The following is a 14816-nucleotide window of genomic DNA, read 5'->3' as shown; positions in this document are numbered from 1 at the left end:
GTGCACGGCGCGACAAAGACCGCTCCGCCCCCACCGCGTCGTGCTGGGTGCATCCTCGCACCTGGCACTGACAACACGCCCGCCGACCGCCGTTCAGTGATCTTGATTGGTCTTCTAAGGGCGAAAAAGTGCCTGCTTGCGTGCCGTGCCCGGCCGGAATTCGACCGCCGTGGTCAGCTCGGAACGGTTCCCGGCCCGGCCGTGCGGGCGGTGTGCACACCGGCCGGCCGCGGCGGGCAACCATCCGCCGCGAACACGCGTCTTTCCCACAAGCCTGTACCGGGCCGTCCGGACCGAAAAGATTGTGCGACGGCACTACAGTGGGTCGGACGGCCGTGCGGAGGCGAACCAGCCGACCGGCGGGCCAGGCAACGAGAACCACACCACCAGGGAGCGCATGACGTGCGGCCGGTAGGCAGCAAGTACCTGCTCGAGGAACCGCTGGGACGCGGTGCCACGGGCACCGTCTGGCGTGCCCGCCAGCGGGAGACGGCGGGCGCCGAGGCCGCCGTGGCAGGAGAGCCCGGTGAGACGGTCGCGATCAAGGTCCTCAAGGAGGAGCTGGCGCACGACGCGGATGTGGTGATGCGCTTCCTGCGGGAGCGCTCCGTCCTGCTGCGCCTGGCCCACCCCAACATCGTCCGCACCCGCGACCTCGTCGTCGAGGGCGATCTGCTGGCCCTGGTCATGGACCTGGTCGACGGCCCCGACCTGCACCGCTACCTCCGCGACAACGGCCCCTTCAGCCCGGTGGCCGCCGCCCTGCTCACCGCCCAGATCGCCGATGCGCTGGCCGCCAGCCACGCCGACGGTGTGGTGCACCGCGACCTCAAGCCCGCCAACGTCCTGCTCGCCGGGTCGGACGGCAGCGCCGAGATGCACCCGATGCTGACCGACTTCGGCATCGCCCGCCTCGCCGACTCCCCGGGCCTGACCCGCACTCATGAATTCGTCGGGACCCCCGCCTATGTGGCCCCGGAGTCCGCCGAGGGCCGCCCGCAGACCTCCGCCGTGGACGTCTACGGCGCCGGGATTCTGCTGTACGAACTCGTCACCGGACGGCCGCCGTTCGCCGGGGCGACCGCCCTGGAGGTGCTGCACCGTCACCTCAGCGAGGAGCCGCGCCGTCCCAGCACGCTCCCCGAGCCGCTGTGGACGGTGATAGAGCGCTGTCTGCGCAAGCGCCCCGAGGAGCGGCCCAGCGCCGAGAACCTCGCGCGGGCCCTGCGCGCCGTCGCGTCCGGCATCGGGGTGCACGCCTCCCCGGCGCAGGCCGAGGCCGCGCTGGGCGTGGCCGCGCTGCTCGCTCCCGACCCCGCGCCCGCGACCGTCCCCGGGACGGGCGGCGACGGCGGGGCCGGCGGAGGCGACGCCGACCCCACCCAGGTGCTCCCGTCCGGTGCCGGTTCCTACGACCCGGCCGCGGCGACCAGCGTGCTGCCGTCCACCGGCGGACAGGGCGGTCCCGGCGGCCAGGGCGACCCGACCCGTGCGATGCCGCCGATGCCCATGGGCGCACCGGCCGGCGGGCCGCAGAATCCCGACGGGCCCCATCCGTGGGAGTCCCAGATGCGGGCCGCCCGCGACCGCAACGAGCAGACCCAGGTGCAGTATCTGGATCCCACCGAGGACCCGCTGCGCCGTCGTCCGCAGCGCCAGGCGCCCCAGCAGCCGCCGCAGCGCCCGCAGCAGCCGCAGTACCGGCAGCAACCGCCGCCGTACGCCCAGCAGCAGGCCCCGCAGCGCCGCCAGGAGCCGCCGCCGCAGCGCTATGAACCGCAGCGGCCGCCCGCCCCGGAGCCCCGGCCCCGGCGCGAGCCCCGCCCGCGCAGCGCCAACCCGATGAAGATCCCCGGCCTGGGCTGTCTCAAGGGTTGTCTGTTCACGATCATCCTGCTGTTCGTGGCGGCATGGCTGATCTGGGAGCTCACCCCGCTCCAGGAGTGGATCGGCACGACCAGGGGTTTCTTCGCCCAGATCGGCCACGTCATCAACAGCGTGCAGCACTTCGTGCAGAAACTCGGCGGCTGACGCCGGCCGCCCGCGGGGGATGCCGCGGGCGGCACCGAACCCACTCAGTGGATTTGTCGACTTCTGACGGGCAATTTCGCCCGGAGAAGTGAAGGTTGCCGCCGTACGGGGCACGAACTCCCCTGGCATCCGCGTAGCTTTGACGCCAACCTCAGCCCTCGCAGGACGCTCGGGGGCCCGACACGTCGGAGCAGTCTTGGCACGGAAGATCGGCAGCCGGTACACCGCCCACCAGATCCTGGGGCGCGGCAGTGCCGGCACGGTATGGCTGGGCGAGGGTCCCGAAGGGGCCGTGGCCATCAAGCTGTTGCGTGAGGATCTCGCGGCCGACCAGGAGCTCGTCGGCCGCTTCGTCCAGGAGCGGGCGGCCCTGCTGGGCCTGGCGGACCCGCATGTCGTCGGCGTCCGCGACCTCGTCGTCGACGGCAACGACCTGGCGCTGGTCATGAATCTCGTACGGGGCACCGACCTGCGCACCCGGCTGGAGCGCGAACGCCGGCTGGCCCCCGCGGCGGCCGTCGCGATCGCCGCCGATGTCGCCGACGGGCTCGCCGCCGCGCACGCCGCGCGGATCGTGCACCGCGACGTCAAGCCCGAGAACGTCCTGCTGGACATGCAGGGCCCGCTCGGCCCCGGCGGCGCGCACCCCGCGCTGCTCACCGACTTCGGCATCGCCCGGCTCGTCGACTCCCCGCGCCGGACCAGGGCCACCAAGGTCATCGGCACTCCCGACTACCTCGCCCCGGAGATCATCGAGGGCCTGCCGCCCCGCGCCTCCGTGGACGTCTACGCCCTGGCGACCGTCCTGTACGAGCTGCTCGCCGGGTTCACGCCGTTCGGCGGCGGCCACCCCGGGGCCGTACTGCGCCGCCATGTGACCGAGAGCGTGGCGCCGCTGCCCGGTATCCCCGACGAGCTGTGGCAGCTGCTGCTGCAGTGTCTGGCCAAGGCGCCGGCGTCCCGGCTGCGCGCCCCCGAGCTCGCCGCCCGGCTGCGCGAGCTGCTGCCCTCGCTGGCCGGCATGCCGCCGCTGGACATCGACGAGCCGGAGGACGAGCAGCCGGAGGACGACCCGGAGAGCGCCGCCGGGCCCCGTGACGAGGCGTTCCACCCGTCGGCGGCACCGGGGGAGGCCACCCCGCCGCGTGGCGCCGTCCCGCTCGTCCAGGGCGCGGCCCCCGACTCCAACCGGGACACGCACACCAGCATGCGGGTCCCGGGCCCGGACGAGCTGGCGGGCGGCGCCCACGGCACCGCCCGCGCCCCGCGCGCCACCGGCGAGCGCCGGGCGGGCTCGGCCCGGCACCGCGCCTCGCAGGAGGCGGTGCGCCGCCGCCGGATCAAGCTCGGCGCGGCCGCCGCCGCGGTGATCGTGGCGGCCGGCCTGGGCGGCTGGCTCGCCTCGGGCGACGACGGGGCGGGCGACGCCACACCGGGCGTCCACCGCTCCGGACCCGACGCCCCGTGACGGCGCCGGGGGCGCGCCGGGCCCGGCGGTGAGCGGCGCGACGGACGGCGCGGCACCCTTCCCCGGCCCGGTGCGGGCGGCTCCCGGCAGGTTCCACTTGCCGGGGCCGGGTCACGCAGACGGTGGCAGCCGTTAGGCTGGGTGCGTGGCAGTCGTCGATGTATCCGAAGAGCTGAAGTCCCTCTCCTCGACCATGGGGTCGATCGAGGCCGTCCTGGACCTCGACAAGATGAGGGCCGATGTCGCCGTGCTCGAGGAGCAGGCCGCGGCGCCGTCCCTGTGGGACGACCCGGAGAGTGCCCAGAAGGTCACCAGTCGGCTGTCCTACCTCCAGGGCCAGGTGCGCCGGGCCGAGCAGCTGCGCAGCCGCGTCGACGATCTCGAAGTGCTCTTCGAGCTCGCCGAGGCCGAGGACGACGAGGACGCCCGCGCCGAGGCCGAGAGCGAGCTGACGGACGTCCGCAAGGCCGTGGAGGAGCTGGAGGTCCGCACCCTCCTGTCCGGCGAGTACGACTCCCGCGAGGCGGTCGTCAACATCCGCGCCGAGGCCGGTGGCGTGGACGCCGCCGACTTCGCCGAGAAGCTCCAGCGGATGTATCTGCGCTGGGCCGAGCGGCACGGCTACAAGACCGAGCTCTACGAGACCTCGTACGCGGAAGAGGCCGGCATCAAGTCGACCACCTTCTCCGTGCAGGTGCCGTACGCCTACGGCACGCTCTCCGTCGAGCAGGGCACGCACCGCCTGGTGCGGATCTCGCCGTTCGACAACCAGGGCCGCCGCCAGACGTCGTTCGCCGGTGTCGAGGTGCTGCCCGTCGTCGAGAAGACCGACCACATCGAGATCGACGAGTCCGAGCTGCGGGTGGATGTCTACCGCTCCTCCGGCCCCGGCGGCCAGGGCGTCAACACCACCGACTCCGCGGTCCGGCTGACGCACATCCCCACCGGCATCGTCGTCTCCTGCCAGAACGAGCGCTCGCAGATCCAGAACAAGGCGACCGCGATGAACGTCCTCCAGGCCAAGCTCCTCGAGCGCCGCCGCCAGGAGGAGCAGGCGAAGATGGACGCGCTCAAGGGCGACGGCGGCAACTCCTGGGGCAACCAGATGCGTTCGTACGTCCTGCACCCGTACCAGATGGTCAAGGACCTGAGGACGGAGTTCGAGGTCGGCAACCCCACCGCGGTGCTCGACGGCGACATCGACGGCTTCCTGGAGGCCGGGATCCGCTGGCGCAAGCAGCAGGAGAAGTGACGGGCCCGGCCCGGATCTGAGCATCAGACAACTGTCTCCCTCGGGGAGGCAGTTGTTTTTGCTGTGGCGGTTTGGTCACAGTCGTATGTTCATGTACCGCCCACTTCTTGCCAATTCGGACGCCGAGCCTTTATTCGGCCTTGACGATAATGGCCGAACTGGGAAGGGTGAGCGCGGCATGCGTATGTCATGGGGCGCGTGGAGCAACGGGGAGATGAGGGGCCGGCAGCTGTGCTCGGCCGTGACTCGCGTACCCCCATCGGCTCGTCGCCCCGTACACAGCGGTGCTCCAATGACGAGTTCAGCTACTGGGGGTAGCAGTACATGACGAAGAAGACGCGGCTGCGCGTAGCGCGCATTGCGGCCGGTGCGGTGATCGCGGCCGGTGCGTCGCTCACCGCGGCCGGCGCGGCCTCCGCGGCCAGCCCGGGTGAGACCCCGGGTCAGGACGGCGGCATCATCGGCGGCATCATCGGCGGCGTCATCGGCGGGGGCGACTCCGGCGGCGACAGCAGCGGTGGTGACACGACCGGTGGCGACACGACCACCGGCGGTGAGATCGGTGGCGACAACACCGGCGGCGAGATCGGCGGTGACGCCACCGGCGGTGAGATCGGCGGTGACACGACCACCACCGGTGGCCAGACGACCGGTGGCGAGACCACGGGTTCCACCACGGGCGACACCACCACCGGTGGCCAGACGTCCGGCGGCGAGACCACGGGTTCCACCACGGGCGACACCACCACCGGTGGCCAGACGTCCGGCGGTGACACCACGGGTTCCACCACGGGTGGCCACAGCACGGGCGGCCAGACGACCGGCGGTGACACCACGGGTGGCCACGGCACGGGCGGCCAGACCACCGGCGGCGACAGCACCGGCGGTCACGGCAACAGCGGTGGCGGCAACGGCGGTGGCGGCGACTCCACCGGCACCGGCACCGACAACGAGGGCTCCAAGCCGATCGAGCAGCCCGGCCAGGGCAAGGAGCAGATCGCTGACACGCCCGGCCAGGCCAAGCAGCAGGCCAAGGGCGGGGAGCTGGCGGAGACCGGTTCCTCCGGCACGACCGTCCTGCTCATCGGTGCAGCGACGATGATCGCGGGCGGTGTGGGCTTCCGTATGCTGCCCCGCCTGATCAACAAGAACGGCGGCGGTGCCGCGGCGGCCTGAGGCCGGCGCGTCACAGCTGGAGGGGCCCGGGACGCAGCAGCGTCCCGGGCCCCTCGGCGTTCGTGGTCCCGCTGCCACCTGGGCAGTCGTCCGGGGGACTGCCGGCCCGGCAGCCCGTCACCGGTCTCAGGTGAGCTGGTGGAGCAGCACGCTCAGCGCGATCAGCAGGATCATCAGCGCCACCAGCACCGCGGGGCTGAGCTGGGCGAAGATGCCGCCCGCCTGCTGCTGGAGCCGTTCTCTGCTCGCCCGGCACACGGGGCAGCGGCCCTCGCTCACAGGGGCCGCGCAGTTGGCGCACACCAGTCGGTCGTACGTCATGCGACCTCCTTCTCCACTGCACCAACGCACCGGAAGGCGCATTGGTTCCCTCTTCCACTGTGCCAGCTCGTCGACGGAACGGCGCGGCCCGCGGGATTGTGCGTCTTTTGTCCTGTAGGTGCCGTGAGGAAGTGCACCAACCCTCCACGCCGACTGCACCACCCCGCGAGGTTCGCGTATGGTCACGCACACCGACGGGAGCCGCAACTCGGCAACCCGTGCCGCTATCCAGGTCGACCGTGGTGCATCAGTGATCCGATTCGACAACGTCTCCAAGACCTACCCGAAGCAGAACCGCCCTGCACTCAGGGATGTCTCGCTCGAAATCGAGCGCGGCGAATTCGTCTTCCTGGTGGGCTCTTCCGGGTCCGGAAAGTCCACCTTTCTGCGGCTGCTGCTGCGCGAGGAGCGGGCCAGCCATGGCCACGTCCACGTGCTCGGCAAGGACCTCGGCAAGCTCTCCAACTGGAAGGTTCCGCAGATGCGGCGCCAGGTGGGGACGGTCTTCCAGGACTTCCGGCTGCTCCCCAACAAGACCGTCGGGGAAAATGTCGCCTTCGCCCTCGAGGTCATCGGCAAGCCGCGCGGCCAGATCCGCAAGACGGTGCCCGAGGTCCTCGAACTGGTCGGCCTCGGCGGCAAAGAGGACCGTATGCCGGGCGAGCTCTCCGGTGGTGAGCAGCAGCGCGTCGCCATCGCACGGGCCTTCGTCAACCGTCCGATGCTCCTCATCGCGGACGAGCCCACCGGCAACCTCGACCCGCAGACCTCGGTCGGCATCATGAAGCTGCTGGACCGGATCAACCGGACCGGTACGACGGTGGTCATGGCCACCCACGACCAGCAGATCGTCGACCAGATGCGTAAGCGGGTCATGGAACTCGAGAAGGGCCGGCTCGTACGCGACCAGTCGCGCGGCGTGTACGGCTACCAGCACTGAAAGGACGCCATGCGCGCCCAGTTCGTCCTGTCGGAGATCGGCGTCGGTCTCCGCCGAAACCTCACGATGACCTTCGCCGTCATCGTCTCCGTAGCCCTGTCACTGGGCCTGTTCGGCGCCTCGCTGCTGATGCGCGACCAGGTCAGCACGATGAAGGGCTACTGGTACGACAAGGTCAACGTCTCGATCTTCTTCTGCAACAAGAACGACGCCGACTCGGGTGCCAACTGCGCCAAGGGCGCGGCCACCCAGCAGCAGAAGAACGACATCAAGGCGGAGCTGGACCGGCTGCCGCTCGTGCAGAACGTGCAGTACGAGTCCAGTGACCAGGCCTACAAGCACTACAAGGAGCAGTTCGGGGACACCCCCGTCGCCGGACTGGTGACGCCCGACCAGCTGCCGGAGTCCTTCCGGGTCAAGCTCAAGGACCCGACGAAGTTCGCGGTCATCAAGTCGGCGTTCTCCGAGCGGCCCGGCGTCCAGGAGGTCCAGGACCAACGGGACACCGTCGAACCGCTCTTCAACCTCCTCAACGGCATGAACATCGCCGCCCTCGTCGTGATGGGGCTGATGCTGGTCGTTGCGCTGATGCTGATCGTCAACACCGTACGGGTGTCGGCGTTCAGCCGTCGGCGGGAGACCGGGATCATGCGATTGGTGGGAGCGTCCAGCTTCTATATCCAGATGCCGTTCATCCTGGAGGCCGCCATTGCGGGGCTGCTGGGCGCGGCCTTCGCCTGTGTGCTGATCGTCGGCGGCAAGTACGTCCTGATCAACAACTGGCTGGCGAAGAAGATCCAGGTGATCAACTTCATCGGCTGGGACTCGGTGGCCGCGGTCCTCCCGCTGGTCCTGCTGATCGGGCTGCTGATGCCCGCGCTCGCCGCGTTCTTCGCGTTGCGCAAGTACCTCAAGGTGTGAGCTTTGCCAAGGGGCGCCGTACGGTCAACTCACCGTACGGCGCCCTTTTGTCCCTTAGACTCACCGGCATGTCGGGCCCGTGTTCGTACGACCGGCCCCGCCGCATTCGCCGCGGGGCGGCCCTGACGTTGTTCCTCGCCGGTGTGCTGGCCACCGGTGCCGTGACCGGCACCTGGAGCGAGGAGGCGGCCGGCGCCGCGGGGCGGATCGCCCCGGACGGCAGGGCTTCCCAGGCGCATGCCCCGGCCTCCGCCTTCGCGGACCGCAAGGCCGTCGAACGCGCCGCCTCCGAGGCCGTCGAGGACGGCAAGTCCGGTGCCCAGGCCGCCGCCGATGTCGTCAGCCGCAGCGGCGACCGCTGGTCGACGATCTACACACCGGGCCAGTTCGAGGACTTCCAGGAGCAGTTGGGCGGCGCCTATGTCGGCGTCGGGCTCTGGGTGCGGCAGGCGGACGGCGGGCGGATCGAGGTGTCCCGGGTCCAGCCCGGCTCGCCCGCCGCACGGGCCGGTATCGCCCGCGGCGACCTGCTGCGCGCCGTCGACGGGCACCCCACCCTGGACACCCCGGTCACCGAGGTCGTCAGCCGGCTGCGCGGCGTGGCCCCCGACGGTTCCCGCGCCTCCGCCGCCGCTGCCGGCACCCCCGTCGCGCTGGACCTCCAGCGCGGCGCCCGACACTGGACCGCGACCCTCCACCGCACCCGGCTCAGATCCCGCAACGTGGTCACCGACCACCCCGACGGGGTCCACGGCCCGACCCGCGTCAAGGTCGCCGCGTTCGCCAAGGGCACCGGCAAGGCGGTCCGCCGTGCGGTGCGCGACGCCTCCCCCCGGCACGGTCTGCTGCTCGATCTGCGCGGCAACACCGGCGGTCTGGTCACCGAGGCCGTCACCACCGCCTCCGCCTTCCTCGACGGCGGCCTGGTCGCGACCTACGACGTGCGCGGCAGCCAGCGGGCCCTGTACGCCGAGCGCGGCGGCAACACCCGGGTGCCGCTGGTCGTCCTCGTCGACGGCGGCACGATGAGCGCCGCCGAGCTGCTGGCCGGCGCGCTCCAGGACCGCGGACGGGCGGTCGTGATCGGTTCCCCGACCTTCGGCAAGGGCTCGGTGCAGATGCCCAGCACGCTGCCGGACGGCTCGGTCGCCGAGCTGACCGTCGGCCACTACCGCACCCCGGCCGGCCGGACCGTCGACGATGCGGGGATCACCCCCGACCTGGTCGTCGGGCACGGCGCCGAGAAACGGGCCCGCACGGTATTGAGTGGCCTCGGGGGCGGTGCATAGTGCGAAAATGGCCGCACTATGGCTAAGGACAAGGGCAAGGACAAGACTCCCGGGCGCAAGCTCGTGGCGCAGCACAAGAAGGCGCGGCACGACTACCACATTCTGGACACCTATGAGTGTGGCCTGGTGCTGACCGGCACCGAGGTGAAGTCGCTGCGGCAGGGCCGGGCCTCGCTGGTGGACGGATTCGTCCAGATCGACGGCAATGAGGCCTGGCTGCACAACGTACATATCCCCGAATACACCCAGGGCACCTGGACGAACCACGCGGCCCGGCGCAAGCGGAAGCTGCTGATGCACCGCGCCGAGATCGACAAGCTGGAGTCCAAGAGCCAGGAGTCGGGGCACACCATCGTGCCGCTGGCCCTCTATTTCAAGGACGGCCGGGCGAAGGTCGAGATCGCGCTGGCCAAGGGCAAGAAGGAGTACGACAAGCGGCAGACGCTCCGCGAGCAGCAGGATCGCCGGGAGACGGACCGGGCGATCTCGGCGGCGCGGCGGCGGCAGCGGGCCTGAGGAGCCCCTGCGGGTCCGGCCCCGTCGCCGCTGCCACGGAATACGCTGGCAACGGCACGCGTTGTTCACGTACGATGGCTCCGCACCCCACGAGGGGTGTGGCACCACCTTGATAAATCAACATGGGGATGATCGGTTTCGACAGCGGATGTCGAAGCAGGGGAAGCGAGTCGAGGAAGCGGCAATGATCTCGTTAACCATATGTCGCAACCAATAATCGCCAACACCAAGCGCGATTCCTTCGCCCTCGCTGCCTAAGTAGCGACTTGCGAAGTGTCAGCCCGGGGATGTTCCCGACCCGGATCCTGGCATCAGCTAGGGAACTAAACTTCTAGACCCGGTCACGGGGTGTAGAAGGAAATCAAACAGTGACTGGGCCCGTCGGAGACTTGTTCGCGTGATCTCCGGGGCCGAGAAAATCGCAGCGAACTGCACTCGGAGAAGCCCTGATTCTGCACCGTTGGACGCGGGTTCGATTCCCGCCATCTCCACTCATCCCATGTAAAGCAGCGGCCCGCGAGATTCTCGCGGGCCGCTGCTTTGTGTGCAGCCGCTCACGCCGGGTGCCGACCCGCTCACGCCCGGTGCCAAAGCGAGGTGGCCAGCGCCAGGGCGGCGGCCGCAGCCGGGACCGCATACCCGAGGCCGGGCTCGCTGAGCTGCTCCACGGCCCAGCCGCCGGTGGCGGAGCCGGCCGCGATGCCGGCCAGCAGGGCCGTCACGGCGAGCGTCATCCCCTCGTTCAGCCGGCCCGCGGGGGTGTGGGACTGGACCAGCCCCATGCCGGTGACCATGGCCGGCGCGGTGGCCATCCCCGCCGCCGTCAGCGCGACGGCCAGCGCCGCCGGGCCGCCGGTCATGGCGGCGAGCAGCGGCAGCAGCATCAGGGCGGTCATCGCGCCGACGCAGCCGCGGAAGCGGCGGGTGCCCCGGCCGGTGGGGCGCAGCAGGCCGTAGAGCAGCCCGGCGGCGGCGGACCCGGCGGCCTGGAGGGCCAGCAGGGCGCCGGCGGCGGAACGGATGCCGTGCGCGTCGGCGTAGGCCAGGGTGACCACCTCCATCGAGCCGAAGATCGCGCCGGTGCAGACGAAGGTGAGCAGCAGCGGCGGGAGGCCGGGCAGCCGCAGCGGCGAGCGGGCGCGGGCCGCGGGCCGGGCGGCCGCCGGGGGTTCGGTGCCGCGCTGGGCCGCGAAGAGCAGCATCCCGGTCAGCAGCAGGGCCGCGCCCACCGCCGTGCCCGCCTCCGGGAAGAGGGTGGTGCACAGCAGCGTGGCGAGCACCGGCCCGAGCAGGAAACACAGCTCGTCCGCGGCCTGTTCGAAGGAGTTGGCGGTGTGCCGGGCGGCCGGGTCGTCGCGCAGGAGATGGGCCCAGCGGGCACGGGAGAGCCCGCCGGTGTTGGGGGTGGTGGCGGTCGCGGCGTACGAGGCGAAGAGCGTCCAGTCGGGCGCGCCGTAGTGGACGCAGAGCAGCAGCGAGAGCGAGCCGAGGACGGCGAGTGCGGTGGCCGGGACGGCGGCACGGGCCTGGCCATGCCGGTCGATCAGCCGCGCGGTCCACGGGCCGGCCAGCGCCGTTGCCGCCAGCCCGGTCGCGGTGACCGCCCCGGCCAGCGCATACGAGCCGCGCGAGCCCGCGATCATCAGCACCGCGCTGACGCTGAGCATGCCCATGGGCAGCCGGGCCAGGAGGTTGGCAGCCGTGAAGGCGCGGGTGCCGGGGTGGGCGAAGATCCGGTGGTAGGGCGCCAGGAGGCGGCGTCCGCGGCGCCGCGGGGCCGGGCGTACGGGCCGCGGGGCCGGGCGTACGGGCGGGGCGGTCACCGGCCGGGCGGCGAGGAAGAGGATCATGCCTCTACGGTCGCGGCCGCGCCCGCGGCCCGTCCAACACCTGATCAGCGCCCATTGACGCACCTGAGTTGTCAATGGGCGAGGGGGAGGTGGGGGAGGCACCCGGCGGCACTGCCAGGATGGCCCGATGCCGTACGACATCGATCCGCGTCTGCTCCGCGCGTTCACCGCCGTCGCCGAGGAGCTGCACTTCACCCGTGCCGCCGCCGGGCTGCACGTCGCCCAGCAGGCGCTCAGCCGCGATATCCGGCGGCTGGAGCGGGAGGTGGGCGCCACGCTGTTCGTCCGGAGCACCCGGCAGGTCGCGCTGACTCCGGACGGGCAGTGGCTGTTGCCGTACGCGCGACGGGTGCTGAGTGCGCACGACGAGCTGGCCGCGGCGTTCCGGCCGGCCCCCGAGCGGCCGCTGCTGGTGGACGTGCGGGCCCCGGTCGGCACCGCACACCGGGTGCTGGCGGCGGCCCGGGAGCGGGTGGCGGACAGCGTGGAGCTGGTCGCCCGTTTCCACAGCGGGCTGGCGGGGGCGGCGGCCGAGGTGGCGGACGGCCGGCTCGATGTCTCCTTCGGCCGGATCGCCGCGCTGCCGGCCGCGGTCCGGGCGCAGCTGAGCCATCAGCCGGTCCGGCTGGAGCGGATGGCGGTGCTGCTGCCCGAGGAGCACCCGCTGGCCGCCCGGCCGGCGGTCCCGCTCGCTCAGCTGGCCGGCGAGACGCTCTACGCGGGTGCCGGCAATCCGCGCACCGCCGAGTGGACGGAGCTGGCCGCGCGGCTCTTCGAGGGACGCGGTATCGCGATGGCCGCGCCGTTCCCGGAGATCGAGGGCTCGCAGGAATTCGTCCGGGTGGTGCGCAAGCGGGGCTGGTCGGTGCTGGCGAGCGAGGAGTTCATCGAGGTGCCGGGGATGGTGCTGCGGCCGCTCGTGGAGCCGGTACCGCTGTCGCCCGTCTCGATGGTGTGGCGGCGGGGGCTGCGGCATCCGGGGCTGGACGCCCTGCGGGCGGCCGCCCGCGAACGGGCCGCGCGGCACGGCTGGCTCACGCCGCCCGACGACGCATGGTGGCTCCCCGAGGCGGACGCGCAGACGATGGGCACAGCTGCCTGACGCTACGTCAGATTCAGCGGTACCGAAAACCTACGGCGGCCCAGGCAACCCCGGGCGCCCGGAAGCTTTCCTTAACGACAAGGAAGTGTGTGAGCAACGAACAGGGGAAATCCGTGCAACGGCGTTCACTTCTTGCGACAGTGGCGGCCGCGCTGATCTTGAGTGTCACGGCCGGCCTGGCCCTGACGGGCTGCGGCTCGCCGCGGATGGCGGCCCTGCACGCCAACTGTTCCACCAAGGGCCTGCGGTGGAAGCTGACGGTCCTGAAGAAGAAGCCGCACACCCCGCACCGCGACGCCCGGCTGTCCGTCGTCAACACGGGCGACAAGCCCTGTGTGTTCCGCGGGTTCCCGGCCTTCGAGGTCCACCTCGGCAAGGGGCCGGAGTCCGATGCCCGCGGGCACGGCCGGATCATGCCGATAGACCTGCGACGCGGCGGCAGGGTGGTGACCAGCCTGCGCTACAAGGACTGCCGCCAGGGCGCCGCGTCGGACCCCTTCATGGTCAGCAACGATGTCGCCGTGGTGTCCGCACCGCGCGACTACCCGGGCCGGCGCGCGGTCGAGGTCCGTGACGAGGCGGGCAAGCGCCAGGCGATGAACGTCTGCGCGGACTCGATATGGATGGGCGCGCCGTACGAAGCGGCCGAGTAGCCCCGGGTGGCCGAGTAGCCGCGGTTACGGGGCCGTTTCCGCAAGGGCGGAACGCGCGGCGAACGAGGCGAACGCGGCCCAGGCACCCGGCGGGAAGTCGAGGTGCGGGCCCTGGGGGTCCTTGGAGTCGCGGACGTGGACGGTGGTGGGGTGGGCGGCGATCTCTACGCAGGCGCCGCCTTCGTCGCTGCTGTGGCTGGATTTGTGCCAGTCGTAGGCGACTTCGAGGCAGTTGCCGCCCTCATCGCTGCTGTAGCTGGACTTGCGCCAGTTGTATGCCACTTCGAGGCAGTTGCCGCCTTGTTCGCTGCTGTAGCTGGACTTGAACCACGTCAGATGGGTCATCGCTCTCCTAGCAGCCGGTCCAGCAGACCCATGGACTCTTCGGCGTTGAGGGCCTGCATTCGCAGCATTCCATATTTCTGGGTGAGGATGCTGACCTCGTCGGGGTCCGATGTCAGCTCGCTGCTGCGTTGCGCCTCGGTATAGGCGAAGTGCTGATGGTCGGCGGTTTCCAGCAGGACGAACGGACCGGCGAGACCGGCGTGGTGCTCGCGGTTCAGCGGCAGGATCTGCAGAGATACGCCGGTGAGTTCCGCGCACTCCCGCAGGTGGATGAGCTGGGCCCGCATGACCTCACGGCCCCCGAGGTTGCTCCGCACGATGGCTTCGGAGAAGACGAAGCTGGCGGTGACGGCGTTATTGCTGTGCAGGATCTGCTGGCGTTCCAGGCGTGCGGTGACGCGTTCCTGGACTGCCTCTTCGTCGAGATCCGGGATATTGCTGCGGAACGTGGCGTGAGAGTAGCCCTCGGTTTGGAGCAGGCCGGGGATGACACCGTTCTCGTACCCACAGAGCGAGATGGCCTCCTGCTCAAGGGCGATGAAGTCCTCCGCCCAGATCGGATACTTCTCCTTCCGCGGCAGCTTTGCCACCCCCGCCGCCAGCGCCCCGCCCGTCTTCAGGAGTTGGTCGAATTCGGCGGCGAGGTGCGGCATCAGCGCACGCCTGCCCTGTTCGACGGAGGCGATGGTCTCCTCGGAGGCGGTGGTCAGTTCCGCGAGGCCGCGCTGGGTGAGGCCGGCATTGATGCGGAACAGCGCCAGTTGTGCGCCGATGATTTCCATGGCTGCCGAGTGCCGGTTCCTGGGCTTCATTCGCGGTTTCATGGCCTTCCACTCCCCGTGGTCGGACGTCTGTGACCGTGTGTGCACCCCTACTCACGAGGAGTACGGGGTCGCTTGGGGAGGCAGCGTAGTTACGCAGCGCGACGGTCGCCGCGGGAATGCGGGGATCC

14 protein-coding genes and 1 other RNA gene are annotated in these 14816 nt (G+C 71.0%); 11 read left to right on the top strand and 4 right to left on the bottom strand.

Annotated features, from left to right (window positions below; all coding sequences use genetic code 11):
- Positions 1-402: 402 nt before the first annotated feature.
- The 4 genes from BKA18_RS13960 to BKA18_RS13945 all read left to right on the top strand — a co-directional run bounded on the left by BKA18_RS13960 (position 403) and on the right by BKA18_RS13945 (position 5927).
- Positions 403-2031, top strand: a complete 1629-nt coding sequence (locus tag BKA18_RS13960; RefSeq protein WP_366043424.1) for a serine/threonine-protein kinase — start codon at positions 403-405, stop codon at positions 2029-2031.
- Between the two features lie 196 nt (positions 2032-2227).
- On the top strand, positions 2228-3499 hold the full coding sequence (locus tag BKA18_RS13955; protein ID WP_366043423.1) for a serine/threonine-protein kinase: 1272 nt from the start codon (positions 2228-2230) through the stop codon (positions 3497-3499).
- A gap of 145 nt (positions 3500-3644) precedes the next feature.
- Positions 3645-4751 carry a peptide chain release factor 2 gene (prfB, locus tag BKA18_RS13950; RefSeq protein WP_006605291.1) on the top strand — a complete coding sequence of 369 codons (1107 nt, stop codon included), beginning with the start codon at positions 3645-3647 and terminating at the stop codon, positions 4749-4751.
- Between the two features lie 324 nt (positions 4752-5075).
- Positions 5076-5927: a hypothetical protein gene (locus tag BKA18_RS13945; protein WP_211823439.1), complete on the top strand. Its 852-nt coding sequence runs from the start codon at positions 5076-5078 to the stop codon at positions 5925-5927.
- A gap of 126 nt (positions 5928-6053) precedes the next feature.
- Here the strand turns inward: BKA18_RS13945 and BKA18_RS13940 are convergent, their stop codons facing one another.
- Positions 6054-6248: a hypothetical protein gene (locus tag BKA18_RS13940; protein ID WP_366043422.1), complete on the bottom strand. Its 195-nt coding sequence runs from the start codon at positions 6246-6248 to the stop codon at positions 6054-6056.
- 250 nt (positions 6249-6498) lie between these two features.
- Here BKA18_RS13940 and ftsE point away from each other — a divergent pair, with 250 nt between their 5' ends.
- The 5 genes from ftsE (at position 6499) to ssrA (ending at position 10408) form a co-directional block, all read left to right on the top strand.
- Positions 6499-7188 (top strand): cell division ATP-binding protein FtsE, encoded by a 690-nt coding sequence (gene ftsE / locus BKA18_RS13935; protein ID WP_018091242.1) that lies wholly within the window; start codon positions 6499-6501, stop codon positions 7186-7188.
- A 9-nt stretch (positions 7189-7197) separates the two neighbouring features.
- A complete protein-coding gene (gene ftsX, locus BKA18_RS13930) occupies positions 7198-8109 on the top strand; it encodes a permease-like cell division protein FtsX (RefSeq protein ID WP_006605295.1) in 912 nt (303 codons plus the stop codon).
- A 68-nt stretch (positions 8110-8177) separates the two neighbouring features.
- Positions 8178-9398, top strand: a complete 1221-nt coding sequence (locus tag BKA18_RS13925) for a S41 family peptidase (RefSeq protein WP_366043421.1) — start codon at positions 8178-8180, stop codon at positions 9396-9398.
- 18 nt (positions 9399-9416) lie between these two features.
- On the top strand, positions 9417-9914 hold the full coding sequence (gene smpB / locus BKA18_RS13920) for an SsrA-binding protein SmpB (RefSeq protein WP_006605297.1): 498 nt from the start codon (positions 9417-9419) through the stop codon (positions 9912-9914).
- A 124-nt stretch (positions 9915-10038) separates the two neighbouring features.
- Positions 10039-10408: a transfer-messenger RNA gene (ssrA, locus tag BKA18_RS13915) on the top strand.
- Between the two features lie 81 nt (positions 10409-10489).
- On the opposite strand, the gene BKA18_RS13910 is transcribed toward ssrA, so the two are convergent.
- Positions 10490-11764: an MFS transporter gene (locus BKA18_RS13910; protein ID WP_366043420.1), complete on the bottom strand. Its 1275-nt coding sequence runs from the start codon at positions 11762-11764 to the stop codon at positions 10490-10492.
- 127 nt (positions 11765-11891) lie between these two features.
- Between BKA18_RS13910 and BKA18_RS13905 the strand changes: the two genes are divergently transcribed.
- Both BKA18_RS13905 and BKA18_RS13900 read left to right on the top strand, forming a co-directional pair.
- Positions 11892-12866 carry a LysR family transcriptional regulator gene (locus tag BKA18_RS13905; RefSeq protein ID WP_366043419.1) on the top strand — a complete coding sequence of 325 codons (975 nt, stop codon included), beginning with the start codon at positions 11892-11894 and terminating at the stop codon, positions 12864-12866.
- 89 nt (positions 12867-12955) lie between these two features.
- The gene (locus BKA18_RS13900) at positions 12956-13519 is read left to right on the top strand and encodes a DUF4232 domain-containing protein (protein WP_246593883.1); all 564 of its coding nucleotides are present in this window, start codon (positions 12956-12958) and stop codon (positions 13517-13519) included.
- A gap of 24 nt (positions 13520-13543) precedes the next feature.
- Here BKA18_RS13900 and BKA18_RS13895 read toward each other — a convergent pair whose 3' ends face one another.
- The gene (locus BKA18_RS13895) at positions 13544-13864 is read right to left on the bottom strand and encodes a DUF397 domain-containing protein (RefSeq protein ID WP_366043418.1); all 321 of its coding nucleotides are present in this window, start codon (positions 13862-13864) and stop codon (positions 13544-13546) included.
- On the bottom strand, positions 13861-14688 hold the full coding sequence (locus tag BKA18_RS13890; RefSeq protein ID WP_366043417.1) for a helix-turn-helix domain-containing protein: 828 nt from the start codon (positions 14686-14688) through the stop codon (positions 13861-13863). The genes BKA18_RS13895 and BKA18_RS13890 overlap by 4 nt, the downstream gene beginning before the upstream one ends.
- Positions 14689-14816: the final 128 nt, after the last annotated feature.

It is taken from the genome of Streptomyces auratus, from assembly GCF_050433025.1.
GTDB classification, from domain to species: Bacteria; Actinomycetota; Actinomycetes; order Streptomycetales; family Streptomycetaceae; genus Streptomyces; species Streptomyces sioyaensis.
Note: the sequence above shows the minus strand (reverse complement) of the source record. Positions and strands in the feature narration are given on the sequence as shown.

What these genes read in the sequence shown, in the direction of transcription:
- BKA18_RS13925 (WP_366043421.1), top strand. Translation starts at nt 8,178, where the DNA reads ATGTCGGGCCCGTGTTCGTACGACCGGCCCCGCCGCATTCGCCGCGGG.
- smpB (WP_006605297.1), top strand. Translation starts at nt 9,417, where the DNA reads ATGGCTAAGGACAAGGGCAAGGACAAGACTCCCGGGCGCAAGCTCGTG.
- BKA18_RS13940 (WP_366043422.1), bottom strand. Translation starts at nt 6,248, where the DNA reads ATGACGTACGACCGACTGGTGTGCGCCAACTGCGCGGCCCCTGTGAGC.
- BKA18_RS13945 (WP_211823439.1), top strand. Translation starts at nt 5,076, where the DNA reads ATGACGAAGAAGACGCGGCTGCGCGTAGCGCGCATTGCGGCCGGTGCG.
- BKA18_RS13895 (WP_366043418.1), bottom strand. Translation starts at nt 13,864, where the DNA reads ATGACCCATCTGACGTGGTTCAAGTCCAGCTACAGCAGCGAACAAGGC.
- BKA18_RS13890 (WP_366043417.1), bottom strand. Translation starts at nt 14,688, where the DNA reads ATGAAACCGCGAATGAAGCCCAGGAACCGGCACTCGGCAGCCATGGAA.
- BKA18_RS13905 (WP_366043419.1), top strand. Translation starts at nt 11,892, where the DNA reads ATGCCGTACGACATCGATCCGCGTCTGCTCCGCGCGTTCACCGCCGTC.
- ftsX (WP_006605295.1), top strand. Translation starts at nt 7,198, where the DNA reads ATGCGCGCCCAGTTCGTCCTGTCGGAGATCGGCGTCGGTCTCCGCCGA.
- BKA18_RS13910 (WP_366043420.1), bottom strand. Translation starts at nt 11,764, where the DNA reads ATGATCCTCTTCCTCGCCGCCCGGCCGGTGACCGCCCCGCCCGTACGC.